We start from the raw sequence: 26228 nt of genomic DNA on the forward strand, positions 1-26228 counted from the left end.
AGGACCCGTCAGAGCCTACGTATCGGTCTGAACGCTCAAAAGCCCATTCACGTGAGACACGTCACCGGTTCGCATCGACCACCGGCTTTCTGGAGACGTATCTTCACGCTACTCTTCTTTCTCGTCGCGAGTTCGTATGAATGTTATCGTTACTTTAACGGGATGAAGCAAGAATGTCAAGATGCGAACTTAAAGTGATTTGTAGCCTAGGAAATACGGACGCCATTGCGGGTCATGGATTGAGTTGATTTGCAACGTTTCACCACCGGCGTGAATAAAGAACTCATTACTGAGCATGATTCCGATGTGTGATGGGCCGTTCCGATATGTGCCCGCGAAGAAAATTATATCGCCCCGTTTACCACTTGTGAAACTTGTTCTCCGTTGTTTGAAATGGTTCCCGTACCAGTATCCCGACACATTGGCACGACCGCCAATCTTCCCAGCCTGATTCGCAGCATAGTGTATGAGTCCTGAACAATCAAAGCCGCCGTTTCGAGGTGATTGCGAACCCCATGTGTAAGGCGTCCCTAACTGGTTGACAGCTGCTGCGATGAATCGCTCTTTTTGTGAATTGCCACGCTTAATTGTAAGAGGGTCTTGTTTGACCCGGATGGTTGTTGTTTTTACGTATACCGGACGCCAATCGTATTGAATCAAGTAAGAGTCTCCACTTTTTCCGCGAGGGTAGACCCGAATATTTGCATCGAGGTATCCGATAGGTGTTTTGTCGTTCGCGTTCGCATAGAATGCGGTACGTTTAGTTGTGGCGTAATGTAACGCTGGCTTCACACGTTGCACCTTGATTGATTTTGGTTTGGTCTGAGCAATGTAAGGATTTAATACGTAGACTTTCTTTCCAGAAGGAAGCTTCGCATACCAAAAGTCGTCATCGATTGACCGGAGGCCAATTAATTTTGTCCCTCGCTTCAGCGTGCCGGCAGGTTTCGTATACGTGACATCGGTATGAAAGTACGGTGTGTCGTTCAATTGAACATAAAAGACGGTGCCTGCTTTCAGTTTGGCTGTCGGTTTGTTCAATGTTAAATAGTTCGTCGCGATGTAGCGATACGAGCCGCCTACGAGAATACGCGAATAGTACCCTGATGTCCCGAACGTCTCGACGACTTGTCCACGCTTCAGGCGCGTGACACGTGTTGACGTCGATGGCGCCGAATAGATACTTACATGATTGTAGCGGACGTATTGTTTCCCCGTTGAATCATAAAGCGGTGGTTTTTTCGTGCCGGTCATGTTTGTAGAAACGAAGTAATAGTTTCCGTTTACGAGAACACGTGTGAATGCACCAGATGTCCCGTAGACGTGTACATATTGGCCGCGCTTAAATGACAATGTCGTTTTCGATTGAGTTGTAGCTTTTGAATAAAGAGGCGTATTCTTTAACATGTACCGCTTTCCGGTTGATAAATAGGGCGGAAGTTTTGATCCGAGCAATTTTGTCTCGACAAAGAAAAACTGCTTATTTACGTAAACACGGGTAAAGCGGCCTTGCGTCCCGTAGACGTTGATTTGTTGTGATCGTTTCAGTGAGCCAACGATTTCTTTTTTATCGACATCCCGGTAAATTGGAGCGTTTTGTTGGGCAAAGCGAGAGCCGGATTTGCCATATGAAGGCATTTGATTCGCAAGTGAAGTACTATTGACAAAAACAAAACGTCTATTTACAAGAACTCGAGTATATTTCCCTTCGATCCCATAGACGTGAAGCAGTTGTCCCCTTGGAAGTGTTCCTAACTTTGTTATGCCTAAATCTTGATAGTAGACTGAAGTCGTCAGCGCGTAGACTTGCCCGGTTTTGACAGGCTGTTCACTGACATCGCTGATTCGGATGAAGCCGTATCGATCGCCTTGCTGGACTCTTAAAAATCCATCCATGATGCCATACCCGACTAGTGATTGACCCATCGTCGTTTTGCTCGATACTTCTCCATTTGGTGATGCGTAAACGATTACCTTTCCTTTGGTATAATAGGGTTTAGGTTGAATCGGAGTGGTGGATACAGCCGAACGCTCGATCCATGTACCTTCCGCTGTGAGAAGAAGCGGCTGGGCGTCTATATCGAACCCGTGAACGACGGCTCCAAACGCTAACGAGGTGACGCTCTCACCCTTGTCGTTTTTGGTAGTTGTCTCATTAGTCAGATACATGGCGGAAGCATGACGAATGTCACTGTTCCGAACGTAGCCTTCGATGTCGTCTGTCTTGATTTTTGAGTGGGTATCAGTCGACGTCTCGAGCAAGACAATCTGATGGCGCTCTGTTAGTTGTAGTTCAGATGTTTCTTGTTGGTCGGTAAAAATCGTCGTTCCAGCCAATAGAAGAACTTTCGTTTGTTCTGCATGTGCAGGGGAAATAGTAATTAATAAAACCATGAATAATAAACTAAGGACTCGTTTCACTGTGTACACCTCTGTTATGGAATAAGATTTGGAAATGCATTCTTTATTAGTATAGCTAGTCGAAGCAATTAATTGATTTGATTTTTAATGAGGAGGCAAATTGATTTTTAAATCATTTCAGATGTGTATTATGTCGGACGTTTGAGGTGTATGGTATGATACGCGAGGAAAGGAAGATGCATTTATGGAAACAATTACTATGAAACAAATTTCCGATAGTCGTTCAACTCATCAAATCAATGGTGATATGAAAGCATTAGAGGTAATGATGCATGATTCGTTCCGCTATGTTGATTCGAGTGGGCGTCAGTTTGATAAAGAAACGTTTTTAGATCAGTTTGTTAATCCTGAATCGATTCAATGGATTGCTCAAGAAACTGTCACGTTTAATGAGACGATAAAAGGCGAACTGGCTATCGTCCACGTGTTGTTAGAAGAACGTTTTATCCTTGGGACGAACGCGTACGAAGGGCGCTTTTGGGCATTGCATCTTTATATAAGAGAGGGCGATACGTGGCTGTGGCAAGGTGGTCAAGCGACGATGATTAACGAAAACTAGCATCCACATGTGTTGAATGAAAAACATCTTATTTTCAGAGAGAATATTTTCCCTGGAATTAGATGTTTTTTTTAGGTGTGGTTTTCTATATAATTAGTGTATGACTACTGAAAAGGTTAGTCCCAATACGTAAACGAAATTAAAGGGGGTCTTATTTTGCTTGAAACAATTAAGAATGCGCTAGGTGTGTGGTGGGACATGGTATTACTTTTAGTTGGAGCTGGATTGCCATTTGTTTATGATGGCTTAAAACAATATTGGAGATCTAGAAATCAAAAACTAGCAATCAAATCTATTGGGCAATCAACAAAATTAAACATTGATACCATTCAATCGGCTGATCCGGAATATAAAAATTCAGATTTACAATTACAACTTACAGATCATTCTTTTTACCTAGCGTTTCCTGATCATAAAATCGATCAAATCAATACACAATATGAGAACTTTAATTTTCATAAAGTAACCTATTTTTCTAAACAAGGCACTGATAATACGGATTTATCTGAACTATTTCCATCTGAACTGAGAGAGTATGTGGTTCCTCTGATTGAGAAATATCGGGAGTCAATCGCGGACGATTTTATTCATCGAAGGAATGGTTTTCATTTTAACGGCAACAAGTTAGGTGTGTATCAAATTCGAGAAGAGTTTGGTGTAGGACAAAATGAAAACAATGCGATACATATTTTTTTATATCATACAGATTACTATACACATCGCATCATGAAAGCAGTGTATAAAGAATTAGTAGAGAAAGAAATCTATTTCACAAAAGAGCGTTCCTTTGACGCTCAAGAATTAAGGAACCTTAGACCGTTTCTAACTTCAATTGGAGTAAATGTTATTTTAATAATGGATGATGGACAAAGTGTCGTCTTATCGCAACGATCTCACCGAAGTGCGCATGGGGAAAATGCAGAGAAATATAATTCAACTGCCATGGAAGGCATTACGCTCCACGATCGAGTAGGTGAAAAAGATCTTATACATGTGAGTAATGTAATTGACAGGGCCATAGAAGAGGAAATTGGGATTCAACACACTAGAAACAAGAAGCGAATCTATGATGTATTTTTAGAGAAGAATTATTTCGAGATAGGGATAACGGCATCTGTAGAACTTGAAGAATCATTTGAAGAAACCATCAAACATGTATATTCAAAAGACCGTGCACTTGAAATTAAGCAATTAGTTCCTGTTCATTATAGTCAGAGTGAGTTAAATAAATTCGTCTCGACCAATGATTTTATGCAGCAGGGCTTGTACACGTTAAAGATGGTCGCCGCGCGAAAAAATATTGTTATTAAGAATTAAATATGTATGTCTGCATAAAAAGAGAGCTTAGTATTACTCGATACCGAGTATACTAAGCTCTCTTTTAAAATCTTAAAAAGTTACTTTCCATGTGTTGAAAATACTAAGAATCAATTGTCTACGTTTTCTAAATAAGATTTCATCAATTCAGTGATTTGGTCACTGATTTCCGGATCTTTTAGTGCAAATGCCAACGTGGTTTCGACATAACCAAGTTTTTCACCCACATCAAATCGATCACCTTCTAAATCGTAAGCAAATACTCTCTGAATCGAGTTCAATTTTTCAATTGCATCGGTTAATTGAATTTCCCCACCTGCACCCAGTTCTTGTTTTTCAAGAAAATCAAAAATTTCAGGAGTCAATACATAGCGACCTATAATAGCTTTGTTTGAAGGGGCAGTTCCTGGAGCAGGTTTTTCAACGAAACGTTTTACTTGATATAATCGACCTTCGTTAAACAGAGGATCGATTATGCCATAGCGATGAGTTTCTGAATCAGGAACTTCTTGTACACCGATAACTGAAGAATAGATTTTCTCGTATTCATTAATTAATTGGCTTAATCCTGGCTTTTCAGAAACAAAAATGTCGTCTCCTAATAAGACTGCGAACGGTTCGTCACCAATGAAATGACGTGCGCTCCAAATAGCATGTCCTAGTCCTTTAGGTTCTTTCTGACGAATATAGTGGATTTCAGCCATGTTTGTAGACGCATTGACAAGCTCCAGCAATTCATGCTTTTGCTTCGCTTCAAGGTTTTGTTCAAGTTCAGGAGCTCTATCAAAGTGATCTTCGATTGCCCGTTTGTTGCGACCAGAGACGATAATGATTTGTTCGATTCCTGAGGCGACCGCTTCTTCCACGATATATTGAATTGTTGGTTTTGTTAAGATGGGAAGCATCTCTTTTGGTAAGGCTTTTGTGGCAGGTAAAAACCTAGTTCCTAATCCTGCTGCAGGGATGATTGCTTTTGTTATTTTTTTCTTGTTCATTTTTTAGTCCTCCTTGTGTGATAACTTAACTGGTTATCATAGTTTACCATAGGTTTAAGTTGTCGAATATTTAATAAGAATTTCAGGTATTTATAAAAATTGCTCTATGAAAAATGTAAAAGTCATTACTAATGATGCTCGAGCTAAATGTAATACCTATACGTATTATACAGTGATTTAATTTTAAGAGTATTTACGCTTGTTTATATTTATATGATGATTTTTTATTGAATTGTAATATTAGGAAAGGGAAAGGGAAAGTAATGTTATTATTGTTGATATATATATATTCAAAAGCGAAAAAGGAGAAAAAGTATTGGTCAAAGAATGGAATTTTTTAAGAGCAATTGCATGTTTAAGTATAGTCTTTTTACACAGTACTACAAATGTCGGGAGGTCGATTGGCTATAGTGAGATAGCTGACTTACATTTTTTTCGTATTTTATTGTGTAAGGCAACTCCAACATTTATTGTGCTTTCAGAGATAGTACTTGCCAACAAATATTCGAATTCAATACCAAACGAGTTTTTAAGAAGAGGATTAAATGGATTTTAGGTCCTTTCGTCTCCTTTGCCTTGATTGACGCACTCGTTGTAAATTATATAAGTTCAAATCCAGTAGATGTGTTTGAAAAGTTTTCTAGAAATCTTGAAGGGCATTATTTAGGATATTTTTTATTAGGAATTTTTCAATTTTATATTTTGCATTATGTTGTAGTGAAATATCGAATTAAACTTGAGAAGTGGATTTTTTTAAGTGTTTTAATTATGTTCTGCTCACTTTGGTTGTTGAAAGAGGATTTAAATTTGTTTGAAGACTCTTTAAATATTCAGATGATTAGTTTTCCAACTTGGATTGGATATTTTACGGTAGCATTTCTTTTAGGCAAGCACTACGATCAGTTGAAACCCTATTTAATTAAATATAAAAGTTTAGTAATGGTGGGCTTATTTTTCTCAGTAATGTTAATATTCGCTTCATATCAAGCGGGATACACGGACGTTTCTTCGAGAAGGCTAGATATGTTCCCGTTGACTATATTTATGACACTTGCTATTTTAAGTATCGGATCATCAGTATCTAACTTTAAGCTTGTAGATTATATAAGTAATTATTCGTTTGGTATATTCTTGTTACACTGGCAAGTCCAAAGGATAATTGCACCGATAATCGAAGCAAACACCACTTTATCTGCTATAACTTTTATTATTGTATTATTTGTAACTTCGATTATTATATCAATGTTAATTGTAAAGTTACTTTCTTTAGTACCGGGCAGTAGCTATGTTATTGGGAAGTTAAGATCTGTTCCTAAAGTTCTGAAAAAAGAATCAGATTTACCAGTAAAAAATGTAGGCTAATGGTCTTTTGATTTTATGGGTAATCAAATATTCTATGGTTCTGACAGTTAAATTTGTGAAAATGACTTTTAAACTAATTTTTCACATAAAAAGTTTTTTTGTAATATATTTAGATGAAACGGTTATTGATAGCAAAGAGTGCGCAATAAATGTGGTTTGTTCCCTATCGACTAGACAAGATAAACAATAAAGACCGACCTAGGCGGGTGGAGTCCTGAATTCGAAAGGACTCAAGCCGCCTGAATGTTTAGGAAACGTTCGGTGATATGAAATTGTGAAGGGTGGGTAGGTTACAAATGACCTGAGCTCCGTAAAATGGACAGTTTAATAAAAAGCCCGTACGTCCTATACGGCAATCAGATGGCGAGGATATAGTCCCCGACCATTTCTCGGACCTGCTCGATCGATCCACACGATTGCTTGGTGACATGGACTAGACCAGTCCAAGGCTGCGAACGAGTTGTTGGTAGTCCTGAAGTTGTATAGTGGAAGCCTTGATCAGAATGGATCATTGCCTCGGAATCTAGATTTCCTTGGAGGTGATTTCCTTTCTATCTTATGAAAGACGAAGTCCATGTGAAGGCTTGCGGATAGCTTGTGCGCCACGATTTCACATAGTGGACGGACGAGGTTCTTCAGCTGTGCGGATGATGGTGTTGATGGCCTGATATTTCGCTGCTGGTGTCAGTTAGTGTGTTTCGTTTGCCCTTCTAACTTCTCTAGTTAAAAAAGCTCATTCTCTGCCGCCAGGTATTTGATCCGTGCCTCTGCCTTCGCTAACCGTTTCTCCATCGACTCGTCTTTTTTAGGACGTCCACTACCCGGAGTCTTTCCACGTTTGTCGTTCGGGAGACCCTCTTCTCCATCTTTTCGATATGTTTCGCCATCGTTTCAATGCTGCCTTCGCCTTGCTGTTGCAGATCAACGCCAGGTCGAATCCTACAGCCGTGAAAATCTGTTGGGATCTCTTGCCATCCATGTTTTCAAGCACGTCCTTTACTTTAAATTCACCCGTATATTGAATCGAGCGTTCTGAAACCGATGCGACGTTGGGATTCGACTCAAGCTGATCAATTTGATGGATATTGAAGATGATTTTACTCATGGTTGTTTCTCTCGTCTGAATGAATAGGTTCATCACAGTGATTCGTACACATGCGAAAAACCCTGAATGTGAACTGCCCCATAAAAGTTGGACATAAAAATCCAACTTTAGACTGACCTAGCGAAATGAGACACTAATAAACACACCTAATTAGGCTGCCATCCCACCGTATTTTATCGGTGTGAGGTAGCCTAATTTTTCTTGGATACGTCTTCGTTGTAGTAGGTCAAGTAATGGTTCACCCGTTCATGCACTTCCTGGTCGCTTAACGAGTTGAACTTGACGTACTGGAAGCCCTCAGACTTCAAGTTCGAATGGAATAATTCGATCACCGCATTGTCCCAACAGTTGCCTCTTCGAGACATGCTGCTCGTCAGATGGCTCCTCTTAACGAAATCTTGAAAGGCATATGAGGTATAGACACTTCCTTGGTCCGAATGGATGATGGATTGTCAACACTTAACTAGACATTTTTTAAGAGGTCTCTTTTTTTATATTCTTTCGGTGTCAGGTAACCTAATGTCCCATGGATTCTGATGTGATTGGACCAAATGTATGTAATCACTTAATTCACGGTCGAGAACTGTCAGATTCGGGAAAGTCTGCTTCTTGCGAACTCGATTTTGAGGACCTTGTACGTTGCCTCTGACACTGCGTTGTCGTAAGACAGCCCTTGTCACTGAGCGAACGACGGATCCCGAAGCTGCGCAACGTGTCGCTCACGAGTTTGTTGTTGAACTCGCTCCCACGGTCGGTGTGAAACATGCCACCCGACGGAGATCAGCTGGAATTGTTGCGATCGCCCGGGCCACCAGGTCCGCATCCTTGCGTTCGCCGACGCTATGTCCGATGATTTCCTGATTGAACAGGTCGACAAATACACATACATAGTTCCATTTGTTTTGGACCCTGACGTACGTCAAATCACTCACGATGACCGACAGTTCCTTTTCCTGACGGGACTCACGATTCAGCTCGTTTTTCACCGTGGACTCGTTAGGATTGCTTCGTTTCGGTTTGAATTGTGCGACGATGTAGGAGGACACGAGTCCCTGCTCATTCATGATGCGTCCGATGCGTCGGCGTGAGACACGCTTCCCTAGACGCTGTAGCTCGACTTTGATCTTGCGCATCCCATAATTGTCACGACTGCGACGGAAGATCTCGATGACATCACCGGTCACGTCGTCGACCGCCGGTCGCCTCTTGGATTCGTAGTAGAAGGTACTTCTTGACAGTTTCAGGACTTTACACATTGCTGATACCGAGTATTTGTGCATATTGTTCTTGATGACAGTTACTTTCGTCCTATGATCAGCGTGGCTTGCTTTAAAATGTCATTCTCCATCTCGAGTTGCCTCACTTGCTTGCGCAGGTCACGGAGTTCACGGGCCTCGTCGCTCAGGTTGTCCTCTGCCTTGAACGAACCGGTCGCACGGCTCTGGTTGATCCAACGTCCCAGTGTTGATGGTGTCAAATCGTACTCGCGAACGATATCGATCCTCGGCTTCCCGTTAAGATAGAGCTGGACGACTTGTTCTTTGAATTCATCTGTGTAAACGCGGGGCGCTCTCTTTGTCATGTTTGATGTTCTCCTCATGTTCATAATTTGTTTCAGTCTAATCGACCTCTTCATTTATGTCCAATTGAGTGTAGCCCATCCAATATCGGTCCTACAAGGGAGAGGTCGGAACGATCGCACCGAATCTCCTCGGACGAGATTTCCAGGCCACAGGCCTAAACCAGAAGTGGGTGACCGATGTCACCGAGTTCCATCTTTTCGGGGAGAAACTCTATCTCTCACTGATGATGGACCTGGCAAACATGGAAATCATTGCCTATTCGATGTCCGATAAGCCTAGGTATCCCTTCATCAGCGAGATGTTGGACCAAGCCATCACAAGACTCGACAGTGATAGAAGTCCAATCCTCCATTCTGACTAGGGTTGGTAATATCAATTCCGGGCGTTCACGGCCAAGCTACACGAACACGGCATCACCCAAAGTATGTCCCGAAAGGGCAACTGCCTCGACAACGCGGCCATCGAGAGCTTCTTCGCCGTGCTCAAGTCCGAGCTCCTTTATCTCAGGAAGTTTAAGGACATGCCTCATTTCAAACAGGAGCTCGTGCGCTACATCGAGTATTACAATCATCGTCGCATCAAGAAACGACTAAAAAACCTGAGCCCGGTTGAATACCGGACGCAGGTTCTAAAAGTCGCCTAACAAAATTATTTAGTGTCTAATTTTTTTGGTTCAGTTCAAATGGAACACTTTTTACAAGCATCTATCATTCGGGATTCAGTTCAAAACGGTAATTGTAGTTTCCTTTAATTTCAACAATGGGTAGAGAATAGCTCTTCTTCAATTTTAATAAAGCAAGTCGATTTTAATTATGAACGTAAGAATTTAAAATTCATAAAAATAACAAGCTATAAGTAGCGCTTAAAATTTTAATTCTCAATAGTTTGAGCTCAATTCGGCCATGAGTTGAACGTTTAATTGTTTTAATCTGTTTGATGATGGATATAAATATTTCGAATCGCATCGATGCTAACCCGCAAATAGGTTACAGAGGTGATAGTGAGGCTTCGTTTTCCTATTCATCACCGTGACCGTGAGTTTGCGGAAGATACGCAAGTCGAGCATCAAGTCTCCAAGGTCTTGATGTGCAGACCGCGTATAAAAACGCAGAATCATCATTTTTTGGCAAAAACATCATGTCGTAATGACGGGGAAGGGGTATCATCATGGCTGTTGTCATCACGTCTAGCGAGGCGTCGGAGGACGTCAGCTGAAAAAGCTTGTCGAGAAAGATTAGCTAGTAGGGGGGAGTTCGGCCATATCGTGGGCGCCGGGTCCTATTCAAGCCGGGGCAACTGAAGCAGATCATCTACCCTTCAAGAAGAAAAAACAGGTTAAAAGCATTGAAAAAGGGCGATTGTATCGACAGGAACCGGTCTAATCGCCTATTTTCATTTCACGCTCGGATAGAGTGGAGGTTTTTAGTACCTTCGATTGACAGACGGATTTTTTGAATTTTAACTTTCTACAAATTAGAGAGAAAATGCCCCTAAGATTTTATTTTTTGTTTTCAAGAGTTATAGAAAGAAATTATTGCATATTCATTTTTAATCTAAGAAAAATCGTTTTCGAATTACTTCTACAATTTTAACAGAAGCATCCCCATCCCCGAACGGGTTAGAGGCACGTGACATTTGATTATAGGCTTTTTGATTAGTTAATAGATGCCTCGTTTCTTCAACAATATGAATTTGATCCCACCCTACTAATTTTAAAGTGCCGGCGTCAACGCCTTCAGAACGTTCTGTTGTTTCTCTTAAAACTAGAACGGGTTTCCCTAAAGATGGGGCTTCTTCTTGGATACCTCCAGAGTCAGTAAGAATGATATGAGCCCGAGCTATAAAATTATGAAAGCTAAGAACGTCTAAAGGTGGAATCAAATGTATTCTTTCTACATCAGATAATAAGGCAGAAGATAGTTCCTTAATATACGGATTCATATGGACGGGAAATACGACTTCTATATCTTTATGTGTGTCAACAATTTGTTTAATAGCCATAAAAATATTCTGCATGGGTTCACCGAGGTTTTCACGACGATGGGTAGTAAGTAGAATCATTTTATTTTTTTTGCTTGCAATTTGATTGAGTAAATCATTTTGAAAGTCAGAGGAAACTGTTGTTTTTAGTGCATCAATCGCAGTATTTCCAGTTACAAATATTGTATCTAAAGGTTTGTTTTCCTTTAAAAGATTGCTTTTTGCTCTATTGGTTGGTGCAAAATGAAGATCTACTAAACAGCCTGTGAGCTGACGGTTCATTTCCTCAGGGAACGGTGAAAATTTATTGTTTGTTCGTAACCCAGCTTCAACATGGCCGATAGGAATCTGGTTATAGAAACCAACCAGTGATGAAACAAACGTTGTCGTTGTGTCACCATGAACTAAGATTAATTGAGGTTTTTCTTTCTTAATTATATTGTCTAATCCATTCACAACGCGTGCTGTAATTTCGCTCAGGGTCTGATTTTCTTTCATAATATTCAAGTCATAGTCAGGAGAAATACTGAATAATTCTAGTACTTGATCCAGCATTTCACGGTGTTGAGCCGTAACTACAACAATTGTTTGGATATCCTTATACTTCTTTAATTCGTTAATGAGCGGCGCCATTTTTATTGCTTCTGGACGTGTTCCGAAAACAGTCATGACTTTGAACATAGTTAGTTCTCCTCTTCATTATGTTTAAGTTGTTCTTTAATGGCTGAAGTTGATATTCCTGTGGTTCTGGGTAAATATACGACTTCGCAGTGAGGTTTCAAGAAATCAAATTCTCCCTCCCAATCATTACCCATCACAAAAATTGAAATATCATGTTCTTGAACATCTGTCACTTTTTGATTCCAGTCATTTTCAGGAATCACTTCGTCGACATAGCGAATCGCTTCTAGAATTAGTTTTCTGTTTTCGTAATTATGAAAAGCTTGTTTGTGTTTTATTGCATTAAACTCGTCTGTAGAGACAGCCACAATTAAATAATCTCCTAAAGATTTTGCTCTTTTTAATAAGTTAATGTGGCCCCAGTGCAATAAATCGAACGTACCATAAGTAATGACTTTCTTCATAATTGAATTCCACCTTTTTTTATTGTGATAATAGCATTCAGTAAAGAAATATAATATATACTTTTAACATTGTTTATAAATTGTTACCTCAATGTATGTTGCGAAAAAAATAGAAGTGGTATAATCTAATCTGTGCTTTTAATATATCACTGCTCAATAAATATGAATAATTATTTGGAAGGAAGTTCCCTATGTTAAATGGTGTTAGTACTATTATTAAAGAACAGGTGGAGCAATTCACTTTAATACGTAGGCTTGCAAGATATGAAGTGAAATCTAGTAATGCTGAAAAAAAATTAGGAATACTGTGGGAATTGATAAATCCAACTTTGCAAGTACTAATATATTGGTTTGTATTCGGTGTGGGATTAAGAGGAAACTCAGAAGTTAATGAAGTACCTTTTATTATTTGGTTGATAGTTGGGTTAACACCTTGGTTTTTTATAAATGATTCAATTTTAAGAGGCTCGAATTCAATAAATACTCGTTTAGGAATGTTGATGAAAATGAAATTTCCGCTTAGTGTTATTCCATCCTACGTTATAGCCTCAAGGTTATATCAGCACTTTGCGATGGTTGGTATTACTATTCTGCTAACAGTGTTATCTGTAAAGACATTACCTATTGCGGTCATTCAATTGCCGTACTTTCTCTTTGCAACCGTTATTTTTGTTTACAGCGTATCATTATTTTTGTCGAGTTTAATCACTCTTGTCAAAGATATACATCCTTTATTGCAGTCTGTATTAAGGATGCTATTTTATGTCACTCCAATTTTATGGACTGTAGATTCTTTTCCTGCTTATCTGCATGGATGGTTAATGCTTAATCCTATAATGTATCTGGTAGAAGGATACCGAGATTCACTAATCAATGGTACGTTCTTTTATGAGAACTTGATCTATACCGCATATTTTTGGGCAGTTACAAGTTTTATTTTTGTAATTGGAGCAAAGATTCATATTAAGTTCCGTAATTCATTTAGCGAACTTGTATAAAGAGAGGGATAATTATGGGTGTGATAAAGCTTAGTAATGTTTATAAAACATTTGATATGGTTACTACTACAAAAGATAAATTAACAATGCTACTCTCTCCTAAAAAAAATAGCAAAAAGTTCCTAGCACTTAACGACGTTACTTTGACTATAAAACCAGGCGAAGTAGTCGGTTTATTAGGAATTAATGGATCGGGAAAATCAACATTATCTAATATAATTTCAGGCATACTATTCCCTTCTTCGGGAGTAATTTCAGTGGATGGAGATGTTGCGATTATTGCAGTATCTCAAGGGTTAAAATCAGTTCTTACCGGGCGAGAAAATATACGATTGAAATGCCTAATGTTGGGAATGACTGAGCAAGAAATTGATAACCGGATTGAAGACATTATCGATTTTGCGGACATTGGTGATTTCATAGACCAACCAATAAAGAAATATTCGAGTGGTATGAAGTCAAGATTAGGTTTTGCAATTGCTATTAATACGGACGCAGATATTTTAGTAATTGATGAAGCACTTTCGGTGGGTGATCAAACATTTTATAGTAAGTGTATTGATCAGATGAATATTTTTAAAGAAGAAGGTAAAACAATTATATTTGTTAGTCATAACTTGTCACAAGTCGAAAGTTTTTGTGAACGAGTTATATGGTTGGAGTACGGGAAAATAATCAACGACGGTCCTGTTACTGATGTTTTAAAAAAATATAAACTTTTTTTAGATCAATATAAATCGATGTCAATAGATGAACAAAGAAAATACAGTCAAGCCAAAAAGGAAAAACATACTGAAATTTTGAAACAGAAAGTGAAATCTGAAAATTCATTTAAGCTCATTGATTCAATCTTCCCTATGACGCTTCTCGTATTGACGATTATACTAGGTTCTTGGGTTGTCTAATTTTTATACAAAAGTGGCAAGGGTTTAAATTCGTAAAAATGGATTTGAATCCTTGCTATTTTATTAGGAGTGTAGATTATGAAGGTAACATTTTTAGTATTTAACATTTTTGGAATGGGTGGAACTGTTAAAACAACATTGAATCTTGCGAATTTTTTAGTGCTAAATGGATTCGACGTTTCAATTGTGTCAATAAAAAAAACTCGAGCAAAATCTTTTTTTTATATCAATCCTAAAATTCAAGTAAATTATTTGTATGAAAATAGAAGCAGAAAACTCACATTGATAAAAAGAGTTTCACTAAAAATTTTAAGAAGTTTTCCAAGCATTTTATTTCATAGAGATGAAGAATTTTGGCCTTCATTAAATATATTAATTGATTTGAGAGTAATTAAATTTCTGAAAAAATTAAAAACAGACATTCTTATTACAACTCTTCCTTCACTCAATATATTATCTGCTAAATATTGTGATGAAAAAATAATAAAAATAGGTCAAGAGCACAGGTCAATCAAAAAATACAGTCCAAAATTAGTATTGAAAATAAAGAACAATTATAAAAAATTAGATTATCTAGTTTGTTTGACAAATGAAGAAAAGAATAATTATAAAAAATTAAATATTCCTAATGTAACAATAAAAACTATTGCAAATCCAGTATTTCACGAGGGCGATAAACTACCTAGAGTTTCAATTAAAGAGAATACTATAATATCAGCAGGTAGGCTAGTTGAACAAAAAAATTATGATACATTAATAAAAGCGTTTGTGAAAGTCCACAATCTTCATCCGAATTGGAACTTGAAGATATACGGAAAAGGAAAAGCGCGAGATGAATTAGATGACTTAATTCGAAAACTAAATGCTGAAAATTTTATTAGTTTGAAAGAAGCAACAGACAATATTCAAGAAAAATTAGCTGAAGTTAAACTCTTTGCACTACCCTCTCATCATGAATCCTTTGGTATGGTGCTTGTTGAGTCTTTAGCAGTTGGGACCCCTGTAATTGCTTTTGCGTCTACTGGTCCTAAAGCAATAGTTAGGCAATACGAAAATGGAGTATTGCTGGATGGGAATTCAATCGAAGATTGGGAATCGGGACTTTTACACGTAATCGAGAACCCAGAATTATTAAAGTCTATGAGTGAACATTCTAAAGAAAGTGTTCAAGAATTCTCTATTCATTCAATTGGGGAATTATGGGTGGAGTTTTTACTTGGCATAGAGAAGGAGCGAAAAATCGATGTTTGAATATAAATTAAATGCCGTCGACTTTGATTCAGATGAAAGTGAAATTTTACTTACCTATGAAATTATTGACTTGTCAGCGAGATTAAATGAGTACGAGCTCAAAATCTATTCAAATAAAGATGTAAAAGTATATAAGGGAAGATTAATTAAGGAGCTAAATAGAGTAGAATTTAAGTTATCTATACATGATTATATAAAATTCAAAGGAGAAAGAAGACACTTTAATGCGCTACTATTCTCTGTACTGAACGAAAAATCAACATTAGGTAGCCTCTTAAAGGATAAAAAAAAATTAGACGAGAAATTAAGAGTTTTTGAAGTGAATGATGAGTCCTTTGTTTTGCATGGCACATCTAAACGATTTTTATTGTACCGTATCAATACTAGTGCATTAAGCAATGAAAACAAAATAAGCGAATTGTCTTTAAATCACAATGATGAAGGATTATCAAACTATTTAAGTCTGTCATTGAAATTTGATAATTCGATTGGGGAATTTAGCAATATTTACTTGAGACATACAAAAAGCGGTTTAAAAATAAGTGCTGATCAAATTAGAAATCAAGCAGATGGAGCGAAATTAATAAGATTTAATTTTGGGGAAGCTACAGTTGTTCCGGAAGGCTATTGGCATTTATTCGGAGAAAGTACTTCATTAGGTACAACATTAATTAAAATGAGTAGTGTAACTCAATTTCATGAAATTAACGAAACATATTTAATGCAAAATCCAGCTACCATAAAAATAAATGAGGAACTGTATAAAATCAATCCGTATCGAACTAAAGAATTTCAATATGGGTTTCATTTCTCTAAAGAAAGAGTGGACGGTAATATTCATCAAGTACTGACGAGTGAATCGAAGTTGTGTATTGATTATATTGTAGACTCGATGATTTTAGAAAAAAATATTCCGGTGAGTATAGAATTGTTTAATGAGTTTTATAATAGAGAGATTCCCGTCATATTTTCATCAAAAATAACAACTAATGGGCACGGGATCATTCAGTTTGAAATTGGACAAGATCTTGTTGAAAATATTCATCAAATAAATATGGTTGGAAAATCTTTTGGATTGAATTTGTGTTTGAAAAATAAATTCAATCATCAACATTTTAAACTGAAGCTTAACTCTTTAATAGATATCAATTCCGCTAACCTTTACCCTAAAAAGGAGTTTTTTGTCAATGAAGAAGAACATACTTTAGGAGTAGGTATCAGAAAAAATGGGGATGTTTTTTTATATACAAGAATTTTGAATAACATTTTAGGATATGATGTTCATTTAAAAAATGATACATTATTCATTAGTTTTAAATCGGACGATTTAAATGTTAAAAATGGTTCATATGTTAATAACGTTTTTCTTGTCATTGGAGAAAATAAAATTAAATGTGATTATTTATATAACAATGGAGAAATCAATATTCTGATTAAACTAAGTAACTTGTTACACGTTAATATTGTCGCTACAAATAGATTGGTCTTAGAGTTTCGTAATCAACATAATCAATCGATTTATAGAAATATCAAAGTTATGGCACCCCATCAACTTGCTACGTCATTTAAAGAAGGAATATTTTATAGTGAAGATAATGGGGTGAAATCTTCACTTTTTGTGGATGTAAAGCATAATGATATTTGTATTGAACAAAGAAAATTAAAAGAAACCGAAAAAAAAATATATAAATATAAGTTTCATATCGCGAAATATTTAGCTAAAGTTTCTAATCTAATTTTCTCTAATAAACATATATGGCTCATTGGAGAAAATTTAGGAGAAGTCGCGCAGGACAACGGATTTGCGTTTTTTGAATACTGTTTAAATGAACGAAAGAAACCTTATACTTATTACATTACAAAACGTGACAATAAAAATATGAATCAATTATTTCCTTACGAGAAAAACTTGTTATATTACGATTCTTTTAAGCATATTTATCTGTATCATAAAGCTGAGTACGCAATAGTAGCACATGGTCTTAGAGATGTCATACCAAGCTATATGCACAATAAATTTTCAAGCAACCCTCTTCCTGTAATTTATCTTCAACATGGAATCATTGCTATGAAGCGACTATTCTTCAAAAAAAATTCTTATAATAATCAAATAAAGCGATTTATTGTATCTTCAGATCATGAGAAAAGTATCATGACTGAGAAAATGGGATTTGAAGAAAATCAAATTTCTGTAACTGGATTAGCAAGATATGACAAATTGAACGATTTGAGTTCGGAAAGCTCTCAGGAAAGAATTATTTTTGTTATGCCGACATGGAGAGAATGGTTATCGAATGACCGAGAACTTTTTAAAAAGTCTTCATTTTATAAAAACTATGTAGAATTACTAACGAATAACAAATTAAATGACGTACTTAAAGACAATAATACTAAACTTTTATTCCTACCTCATTTCGAAATACAAAAACAATACTCAGACTTATTTGAATTTGAAACTCAATCCAATATTGTAATGGTCAATCCGATGGAAGTTTCTATAGGAGACATGATTCGAAAAAGTAACGCACTTATTACCGATTATTCTAGTGTTGCTTTTGATTACGCCTATTTAAATAAGCCAGTATTATTTTTCCACTTCGATTTAAATGACTATTTGTCTAAACGTGGTTCATACATTGACCTACAGGATGACATATTCGGTAAGTCATATAATAATCCAAGTGACTTAATTCTGGGGATAACAGATTGTATTAAAAATAACTTTTCAATTGATATGATTAGTGAAAAGAAAATTGAAAAGTATATTTCTTATCGAGACAAAAACAACTCTGAGAGAGTCTTTGAGTCCATTATGTCATTGTCGGACAATTGAGGAGAGAAGAATATGAAGATTGCTTTCATCGTATATAATATTTACGGGGTCGGTGGTACGGTACGTACCACCGTGCATTCGGCTAATATGTTAAGCGAATTAGGACACGAAGTTGAAATTTACTCTGTTAAAAGAACTTCTGCAGTACCGACATTCCCCCTTTTGCCGTCTGTAAAATTGATTCCATTGTTTGATTCTAGACGAGGAAAAGTATTTCATCCAAAGTCAAACAAGATTTTTAAATTGTTCAAGAGGTTACTACTGAAAGTCCCTAGTATATTAATTGATAAGAGTGAGGACTTATACAAACAATTTAATTTGTTCATCGATTTAAAATTATACAGAGCCTTAAAAAAGATAGATTCGGATGTAGTAATTTCTACGTTCCCATCTATAAATTTATTAAATATAAAATATGTGCCAAAAAAATGTTTTAAAATCGGGCAAGAACACTCACAATACGATGTCTATTCTGACGCTTTACAATCAAAAATAAAAAAAGAATATTCGAAGTTAGATATTCTCACTTGTCTATCTCAAGAAGAGGCTGATCGTTATAAAGAGGTAGTTGAAAAAATTAACGTGAAAATTATTCCAAATGCGGCCTTAGTAAATGAAGAAAGGTCAACTTTAGAAAATCCATATATAATTACTGCAGGTAGACTTACAGAAGATAAAGCATTTGACAAATTAGTGAAGATTTTTGCTGAAGTTCATCCGGAATTTCCTGAATGGAAGTTAAAGATATTTGGTAACGGTGAAGAAAGGAAAAAAATAATAACGTTAATAAATAATTTAGGGATGGGTTCACATATTAAGCTACTACCGCCAACCAAGGAATTGGAATTAGAAATGACAAAAGCATCAATTTTCGCTTTAACATCAAAATATGAATCTTTTGGAATGGTTATTGTAGAATCTATGGCAGCCGGATTACCGTGTATTAGTTACGCTTCTAAAGGACCGAATCTATTAATAGAAAATGGTCAAAATGGATTTATAATTGAACAAGATCAAGAAGAAGAATATATTGAGAAATTGAAAAAACTGATGCAAAGTAAAGACTTAAGAATGCAAATGGTATTGAATAGCCAAAAAACGGTTTCAACATATGCATATGAAAATATAAAGCATCTTTGGGATGAATTAATTGAAAGTTCTTTTAAAGATTAAAATATATCCTGGTTTTCAACAAAAAAATACCCGAATATGTCACTTATAAGAAGAGGTTTTTCATGAATATAAAAATTTGGATAGGTGAAAAGGTTTACATTATTATATTTAAATTGTTATATCATTTTCCTAAAAAGAAAATTGTAATGTTTGAAAGTTTTTTAGGTAAACAATACAGTGACAGTCCAAAAGCTATTTTTGAAGAATGGCGTCGGAAGTATCCGCATGATGAATTAGTGTGGAGTCTCGATTCTCGGACGTCGATTGAACTTCCGGCAGGTGTGAAAACGGTTCGACGTCTCTCATTCCAATGGGTGTACTACATGGCACGAGCTCGCGTGTGGGTTTCAAATAGTCGTCTTCCCAACTGGATCCCGAAGGACGAGAACACGATTTATTTACAAACGTGGCACGGGACACCGCTCAAAAAATTGGCATTGGATATGAATACAGTCCATATGCCGGGTACAGACACGGAGCGATATAAGTCGTCCTTCACGCGAGAGTCGAGTAAATGGGACTATTTAATCTCTCCGAATAGTTACTCGTCAAATATTTTTAAACGTGCGTTCGCCTTTCATCGAACGATGTTAGAGGTTGGTTACCCGCGCAATGATCTATTTTATCACCAAACCCGATTACGAGAAGTGACAAAGCGCGTCAAAGACAAGTTGGAGTTGCCGAATGATAAAAAAATCATCTTGTACGCGCCGACTTGGCGTGACCAACAAAACGAAGGAAGAGGACAATACCGCTTAACGCTTCCATTAGATTTTGAAAACTTTGTGTCAAGGCTTGGAGACGACTATGTCCTGCTCGTTCGCTTCCATTATCTCGTCTCGGAGAACCTTGACTTGAGCAACGTCTCGCCTCATGTGCTTGACGTGTCGCATTATCCTGATATTGCAGAACTCTATACAATCAGCGATGTATTGATCACGGACTATTCATCCGTCATGTTTGATTTCGCTCATTTGAAGCGACCGATGCTCTTTTACGTGTACGACTTAGAGGAGTACCGTGACGATATTCGTGGCTTTTATATGAACTTCACCGAAGAGGCACCAGGGCCATTAGTCCGGACCGAAGAAGAGTTGTACCAGACGTTGGAAGAGTTGGAGTCGATTGAAGCAATGTACCAAGGCAAGATGGAGCAGTTCCATCACCGGTTCTGTGAATTTGATGATGGGCATGCTGCCGCAAACGTAGTGGAGATGCTCGCTAAGGAAATAAGATGATGAAGGACTATGTCATTTCTTGTTACTTGTTTCTTCTCCGCACGATTTACGCCGCCTGCTTACTATTTACTCCTAAATCGCAAACAACCTGCATCGTAACATATGGAGATAACGTTTGGCCGATTGCCAATCAGTTAGGCAGTGAGGGGAATCGCGTATATATCCTTTATGATCAGCAAAAAGCAATGCTGAAGGAGGCGCCGAGCCATCAGCATATCATCTATCGACCGATGAACTTGTTTAATCGCTTGCTTCGGTTGCCTTTCCTTATGGCGACTTCTTCTCACGCGATAATGGACAACTATGTCGTGGAGTTGGCAGCTTTCCCGATTCGTCGCGGTACAAAACGATTTCAAGTGTGGCATGCAGCAGGGGCGCTAAAGTCGTTTGGACTTCATGCTACACAAAACCAAGTACGAGGCGAGTGCGCGAACCGACGATTTCGTAGTGTCTACCAACACTATGGACAGTTCGTCGTTCCTGGTATGAAATGCGCGGAACAATTTTCCGAAGCACATGCCTTACCTCTTGACCGCTTTGTCTCGTTAGGGATGCCGCGGACCGATCATTGGTATCACTTGCAACCGATGAAAAAAGACCGTCTCGTCATTTATGCACCGACGTATCGTGAGAACACCGATTTTGATGTGATTTCTTATATTCAGGACATGCAAGAAGCGTTGACTGAGCGAGGTTTTCAATTTATGGTGAAGCTTCACCCCGCGGTAAAGATATCGGTCCCTTGTGAAGGCGTACACTTCATTGAATCGCATGAGTCAATCATGCCGTATTTGATCAAGGCGGAATGGGTCATCACGGACTATTCGTCTATTCCGTTCGAGGCCTGTCTGTTTCGTACGAAGGTGGCGCTATTCGTCCCTGATTTTGAAGCGTACGCTATTGTTCCTGGAGTCGTCAAAGACTATGAGACACTCATCGATGCGCCGATTGTGAAAACTATAGATGCTTTGGTCGATTGTATTGAACGGGATTCCCATGGTGATTTGAACTGGGCTTCGCAATGGTATGATGAGGAACCTGGGTTCGCGACTTCGCGAGTCATTGAATATTTTTATAAAGAATCCACTAGATAAAGAATGAACGTACCGGATGGGTGTGACGCACCACATCCGGTTTTTGTTTTTATCGGATTCCTAGCAATGCGCAAAATTCAAACAATATTTACAAAAAAAGATTGTTTCTGACGGTGTTGTCCTATATTTTAAAGGAGAGAGATTTTTTTAATAGGCTCTCGGCCATGCAAGTTGTCCTGTTGCTGAATTTGGGGAAATTCGAAAGGGGAAAAGTACATGTTTTCATCTAAGTCGGAACATTTATTCACCGGTATGATTGCTGCGGCATTGGCCGTATCAGCAATCGCACCAGCTGTTTCAGTTGAAGCGAAGCAGGGCTCTAAGAATACATACGAGGCGAAGAAGTCTGAGGTGATTGAAATCTTGTTGCCTGAGTCACCGCTTGTGTTCAAGCAGGGAGAAAAAATTACAGGAAAACATCGTATTTTCAACGTAAAAATTGGTCAGCAAGTGAGAAAACAGCCTGTGAATTTGTCGAACCTGTCAACCGCGAAAATCGGTGAATTTACGGCGCGAGCGACGTATACCCACAAGGGAGAGCGCGTGACTGTGGACATCCCTTATCAAGTAGAGGGGTTCAAGTTGGCTGTGATGCACACAAACGACACACATGCCTCGCTTGATAGCGCACCTAAGCGTGCTACGGCGATTAATCAACTTAGACAAGAAAATGCCGAACGTTTGTTGATTGATGCCGGGGATGTCTTTTCAGGATCGCTTTACTTCAACGAGTTCAAAGGACTAGCTGATTTGACACTCATGAACTACATGAACTATGACTTGATGGTACCGGGCAACCATGAATTTGACCTTGGCACAGAGGCGGGGCACCAAGAATTTGCAACTTTTATTCAAAACGCCAAATTCCCGTTCGTCAGTTCGAACGTGGATTATAGTGCTGATCAATATTTGAGCAGTCTTTACTCGGATGAGATTGAGCGAAAGCCGTACGATGGAAAATTATACGAAGGCGTCATCAAAGTGGTGGACGGGAAGAAAGTTGGATTCTTCGGATTGACGACGGAAGACACGGCGAACATCGCTAGTCCAGGACCAATCAAATTCCAACACTATGTTGAAGAAGCCGAGAAAGCCGTCAAAGCGTTTAAACAGCGCGGTGTCGATCAAATCGTAGCCGTCTCGCACCTAGGGTTCGACGACAATCCGGCAATCGATAATGATTTAGAACTCGCGAAACGCGTAGAAGGAATTGATGTCATTATTGGTGGTCACTCGCATTCTCGTTTAGACGCACCAGTCGTGGTGGTTGATGGAGAAGAGCCAACTGTAATTGTACAAGCGTATCAATATGGGGAATTCCTCGGTACGCTCGATGTCGAGTTTGACCACACGGGGAAAGTTGTTGCACACCAAGGTAAGTTGATTGACATCAAAGGCTATGCCGCTGATCCGACGGCGGTCAGCTTACTTGCTCCATTTGCAAAAGAAATTGAAAGCATCCGTAACGCCGAGATTGGTGCGACGACGACTGCGGCATTTGACAACCCGCGTGATGCTGGGGATGTCAACAAACCGAGCGTTCGTAAAAATGAGACGGCGTTAGGGAACTTGATTACGGACGGCATGTTGGATCGTGCAAAACAAGTCGACGGCGAAGTTGTCGCAGCGATTCAAAACGCTGGTGGTATCCGTGCGTCAATCAATGCAGGCCCAGTGACGGCAGGTGAAGTATTGACAACACTTCCGTTCGGAAATACGTTAGCGGTCATGACGTTGCAAGGAAGCGAACTGTTATCAGCCCTTGAGCGTAGCGTGAGCGTCTACCCAATTGAGAGTGGCGGTTTCTTGCATATGTCAGGTATGAAGATTGAGTTTGATAGTTCGAAAGCAGCAAATAACCGAATTGTGAAGGCGCAAGTGCTTCGTAATGGACAATATGTGGACGTCGTAACAAATGAGAATTATAAGATTGCAACGAACTTCTTTGCTGCAAAAGGTGGGGACAACTACCTTGAGTTTAAAAAGGCATATGAAGAGGGTCGTGTGAATGATTTGGGGATTATTGACTGGGAAATCATGCGTGATTATCTCGTGAAACTTCAAACGGTCACACCGACTGTTGAAGGGCGAATTGTCGACATCAAGCAGTAAACCTGAAGTAATTATAGGATGAGGAAGGGACCTGACTAAGGAAAGTATAGTTAGGTCCTTTCCTCATGTTCAAGCATAAAGGAGCCTACAATGAGAAAAACTGCAGATGGAACGTATCGATACGTTCTCGTCCTCGGTGCGAAAGTGAACGGGATTCAACCGTCCCAGGCCTTGATGCACCGGATTGAAGCGGCGGCCGCATATGCAAGCATATATCCACACATCGAGCTGATCGCCTCCGGCGGACAAGGACCCGACGAAGGGATGGCGGAAGCGCGCGTCATTGCCCGGGAGTTGATGGCACGTGGCGTTGACGCGGCGCGAATCCATATCGAGGCGGAGTCGACGTCGACGTACGAGAACTTTCTGTTCAGCCGTCCGATTTGGAGTGGGGAGTCTGGTCTGACCGTCGTCACGAACGACTTTCATGTGAGGCGGGCCCGGCTCGTCGGACGCCTGTACTTTGGGCTCTCGACCGACGCACTGTATGCGAGAACGCCGACGGCCACAAAACTGAAGTACGTCGTCCGCGAGCAGCTGGCGTACGTGAAACTATTCATCAATTATATGCGCTGGAAATGGCGGCCATGACAAAAGGGACTTCGCAATGAAGTCCCTTTTTCGTGTTATAACGTGCCGATGATCATCCCACCGATGACCCCGACGATGACGAGCGTCCAAGGCGGCATCTTCCAATATGCGATCATGGCGAACAAGAAAGCAGCGAAGACGAAGTCGACCGCACCGTTCACCGTGCTCGTGAAGATCGGCTGATAGAAGGCGGCGATCAAAATCCCGACGACGGCAGCGTTGACGCCGATGAGTGCGCCGGCGACTTTCGGGTTACGACGGAGCGCATCCCAAAACGGCAAGGCACCGAGGATCAACAGGAACGCCGGCAAGAAGATGGCAAGCGTGGCGAGCAGTCCGCCCGGGACGCCATTGATGACCGTCCCGAGATAAGACGCGAATGTGAAGAGCGGTCCCGGTACAGCTTGGGCGGCCCCGTAACCGGCGAGGAACGCCTCTTCACTTAAGAAACCGGCCGGTACGAGTTCACGCTCGAGTAGCGGCAAGACGACGTGGCCGCCGCCGAAGACGAGGGCCCCCGCGCGGTAAAAGCTATCGAACATGGCGACCGATTGACTCTCGATCGTCTCCCGTAAGATCGGCAAGATGACGAGGAGCGCCCCGAACAGGCCGAGGAGCGTCGCCCCGAGTCGTTTCGAGAGCGGGAACGAAGCCGACTTGACGTCGAGGTTTTGCGGTTTGAACAGCAAGAACCCGGCAAGTCCGGCGAGCAAGATGACGAGCACTTGGCTATAGGTCGTCTGCCATAACAGGACTCCGGCGAGTGCGAAGAACGCGATTGTCCGCGTCTTCGCGTCCGGCGTCAATTTACCGGCCATTCCGAGAATGGCGTGGGCGACGATGGCGACGGCGACGACTTTCAATCCATAAAGCCAGCCGGCATCGGAGACGTCGAGTCCTGAGACGAGCAAGGCGAATAAGATGAGGGCAATGACGGACGGGGCCGTGAACCCGATGAACGACGTGATCCCGCCGAGGATGCCGCCACGGACGATACCGATGCCGATACCGACCTGGCTGCTCGCCGGACCCGGCAAGAACTGACAGAGGGCGACGAGGTCGGCATAGGCGCGTTCGTCCATCCATTTGCGACGGCGGACGTACTCCTCATGGAAATAGCCGAGGTGGGCGACCGGTCCGCCGAACGAGGTCAGGCCGAGCCGGGTTGATACGAATAAAATCTCAAGTAACGTTTTGAACGTTACGCGTTGGTTGGACATGTGCTTCACTCCTTAATTTCTTTGAATAGTTCATACGCTTTTTGACGGGCTTCCGCCAAGACGACGAGGCCTTTTTCGGTCGTCGTGTAATTCTTCCGGATATGACCCTCGACGAGCTCGTTCGTCCGGACGAGCAGACCGTCTTGTTCCATCGAGTGCAAAATCGGATAGAGCGTGCCGGCGCTGATCGAGTAGCCGTGCTCGCGGAGCTCCTCGACCATCCATGCTCCGTACACCGGGTGTTCAGAGGCGTGGTGCAAAATATGGATATGGATAAAACCGAGAAACAGTTTTCGAAGAACGCGGTCTTCCACGTGCATCATCTCCTTAAAATCGGTTTTCGATATCGGTTTTCGTAATCATACTAACAATCGAGATGGGGAGGTGCAAGCCGAGAGGTGTCATT

At 39.9% G+C, this 26228-nt stretch carries 19 protein-coding genes, 2 pseudogenes and 1 other annotated feature (1 of these 22 running past the window's edge); of the genes and pseudogenes, 13 read left to right on the forward strand and 8 right to left on the reverse strand.

All coding sequences use genetic code 11. The annotated features are described in order from the left end of the window. Positions 1-134, reverse strand: a binding site (T-box leader) (it extends 99 nt beyond the left edge of the window). 55 nt (positions 135-189) lie between these two features. Then, positions 190-2421, reverse strand: coding sequence for a C40 family peptidase (locus KNP02_RS15035; RefSeq protein WP_214751413.1), 2232 nt, complete (start codon positions 2419-2421; stop codon positions 190-192). Between the two features lie 184 nt (positions 2422-2605). Here KNP02_RS15035 and KNP02_RS01855 point away from each other — a divergent pair, with 184 nt between their 5' ends. Together KNP02_RS01855 and KNP02_RS01860 are read left to right on the forward strand one after the other, a co-directional pair. After that, positions 2606-2980, forward strand: a complete 375-nt coding sequence (locus KNP02_RS01855) for a nuclear transport factor 2 family protein (protein ID WP_251129097.1) — start codon at positions 2606-2608, stop codon at positions 2978-2980. A gap of 156 nt (positions 2981-3136) precedes the next feature. After that, positions 3137-4297: a hypothetical protein gene (locus KNP02_RS01860; RefSeq protein ID WP_214706818.1), complete on the forward strand. Its 1161-nt coding sequence runs from the start codon at positions 3137-3139 to the stop codon at positions 4295-4297. A 110-nt stretch (positions 4298-4407) separates the two neighbouring features. On the opposite strand, the gene galU is transcribed toward KNP02_RS01860, so the two are convergent. Continuing rightward, complete coding sequence (gene galU, locus KNP02_RS01865; RefSeq protein ID WP_214706820.1) at positions 4408-5292, reverse strand: UTP--glucose-1-phosphate uridylyltransferase GalU; 885 nt, start codon at positions 5290-5292, stop codon at positions 4408-4410. A gap of 501 nt (positions 5293-5793) precedes the next feature. On the opposite strand from galU, the gene KNP02_RS01870 reads away from it, so the two are divergent. Next, positions 5794-6654: an acyltransferase family protein gene (locus KNP02_RS01870; RefSeq protein ID WP_353048775.1), complete on the forward strand. Its 861-nt coding sequence runs from the start codon at positions 5794-5796 to the stop codon at positions 6652-6654. Between the two features lie 817 nt (positions 6655-7471). Here the strand turns inward: KNP02_RS01870 and KNP02_RS01875 are convergent. After that, complete coding sequence (locus KNP02_RS01875) at positions 7472-7759, reverse strand: hypothetical protein (protein ID WP_214706822.1); 288 nt, start codon at positions 7757-7759, stop codon at positions 7472-7474. Between the two features lie 463 nt (positions 7760-8222). After that, positions 8223-9341, reverse strand: a pseudogene (locus tag KNP02_RS01885) (IS3 family transposase). Between the two features lie 80 nt (positions 9342-9421). Here KNP02_RS01885 and KNP02_RS14785 point away from each other — a divergent pair. Continuing rightward, a pseudogene (locus KNP02_RS14785) lies at positions 9422-9985 on the forward strand (IS3 family transposase); the annotation flags it as partial. Positions 9986-10890: 905 nt separating this feature from the next. Here the strand turns inward: KNP02_RS14785 and wecB are convergent. Next, positions 10891-12003 (reverse strand): non-hydrolyzing UDP-N-acetylglucosamine 2-epimerase, encoded by a 1113-nt coding sequence (wecB, locus tag KNP02_RS01895; RefSeq protein WP_214706831.1) that lies wholly within the window; start codon positions 12001-12003, stop codon positions 10891-10893. A gap of 2 nt (positions 12004-12005) precedes the next feature. Next, positions 12006-12407 (reverse strand): glycerol-3-phosphate cytidylyltransferase, encoded by a 402-nt coding sequence (gene tagD / locus KNP02_RS01900; protein ID WP_214706833.1) that lies wholly within the window; start codon positions 12405-12407, stop codon positions 12006-12008. A gap of 191 nt (positions 12408-12598) precedes the next feature. Between tagD and KNP02_RS01905 the strand changes: the two genes are divergently transcribed. The 9 genes from KNP02_RS01905 to KNP02_RS01945 all read left to right on the forward strand — a co-directional run bounded on the left by KNP02_RS01905 (position 12599) and on the right by KNP02_RS01945 (position 24602). Then, positions 12599-13405 (forward strand): ABC transporter permease, encoded by an 807-nt coding sequence (locus KNP02_RS01905; RefSeq protein WP_214706840.1) that lies wholly within the window; start codon positions 12599-12601, stop codon positions 13403-13405. 14 nt (positions 13406-13419) lie between these two features. Further along, a complete protein-coding gene (locus KNP02_RS01910) occupies positions 13420-14310 on the forward strand; it encodes an ABC transporter ATP-binding protein (protein ID WP_214706841.1) in 891 nt (296 codons plus the stop codon). A gap of 78 nt (positions 14311-14388) precedes the next feature. Further along, positions 14389-15561, forward strand: coding sequence for a glycosyltransferase (locus KNP02_RS01915; RefSeq protein ID WP_214706849.1), 1173 nt, complete (start codon positions 14389-14391; stop codon positions 15559-15561). Then, a complete protein-coding gene (locus tag KNP02_RS01920) occupies positions 15554-18394 on the forward strand; it encodes a CDP-glycerol glycerophosphotransferase family protein (RefSeq protein ID WP_214706851.1) in 2841 nt (946 codons plus the stop codon). Before KNP02_RS01915 ends, KNP02_RS01920 begins: the two co-directional genes overlap by 8 nt. A gap of 12 nt (positions 18395-18406) precedes the next feature. Next, entirely contained in the window at positions 18407-19567 is a 1161-nt protein-coding gene (locus tag KNP02_RS01925; RefSeq protein WP_214706853.1) for a glycosyltransferase family 4 protein, read from the forward strand. 146 nt (positions 19568-19713) lie between these two features. Beyond that, the gene (locus KNP02_RS01930) at positions 19714-20805 is read left to right on the forward strand and encodes a CDP-glycerol glycerophosphotransferase family protein (RefSeq protein WP_251129099.1); all 1092 of its coding nucleotides are present in this window, start codon (positions 19714-19716) and stop codon (positions 20803-20805) included. Then, positions 20805-21899 carry a CDP-glycerol glycerophosphotransferase family protein gene (locus tag KNP02_RS01935; protein ID WP_214706858.1) on the forward strand — a complete coding sequence of 365 codons (1095 nt, stop codon included), beginning with the start codon at positions 20805-20807 and terminating at the stop codon, positions 21897-21899. Before KNP02_RS01930 ends, KNP02_RS01935 begins: the two co-directional genes overlap by 1 nt. 216 nt (positions 21900-22115) lie before the next feature. Further along, the gene (locus KNP02_RS01940; RefSeq protein ID WP_214706860.1) at positions 22116-24011 is read left to right on the forward strand and encodes a bifunctional metallophosphatase/5'-nucleotidase; all 1896 of its coding nucleotides are present in this window, start codon (positions 22116-22118) and stop codon (positions 24009-24011) included. Between the two features lie 90 nt (positions 24012-24101). Beyond that, a complete protein-coding gene (locus KNP02_RS01945) occupies positions 24102-24602 on the forward strand; it encodes a YdcF family protein (RefSeq protein ID WP_214706862.1) in 501 nt (166 codons plus the stop codon). 35 nt (positions 24603-24637) lie between these two features. Here KNP02_RS01945 and chrA read toward each other — a convergent pair whose 3' ends face one another. Both chrA and KNP02_RS01955 read right to left on the reverse strand, forming a co-directional pair. Further along, positions 24638-25822 carry a chromate efflux transporter gene (chrA, locus tag KNP02_RS01950; RefSeq protein WP_214706864.1) on the reverse strand — a complete coding sequence of 395 codons (1185 nt, stop codon included), beginning with the start codon at positions 25820-25822 and terminating at the stop codon, positions 24638-24640. A gap of 5 nt (positions 25823-25827) precedes the next feature. Continuing rightward, positions 25828-26136 (reverse strand): PadR family transcriptional regulator, encoded by a 309-nt coding sequence (locus KNP02_RS01955; protein WP_058764359.1) that lies wholly within the window; start codon positions 26134-26136, stop codon positions 25828-25830. Positions 26137-26228 lie beyond the last annotated feature (92 nt).

It is taken from the genome of Exiguobacterium sp. s40 (assembly GCF_018617905.1).
Lineage (GTDB): Bacteria > Bacillota > Bacilli > Exiguobacteriales > Exiguobacteriaceae > Exiguobacterium > Exiguobacterium mexicanum_A.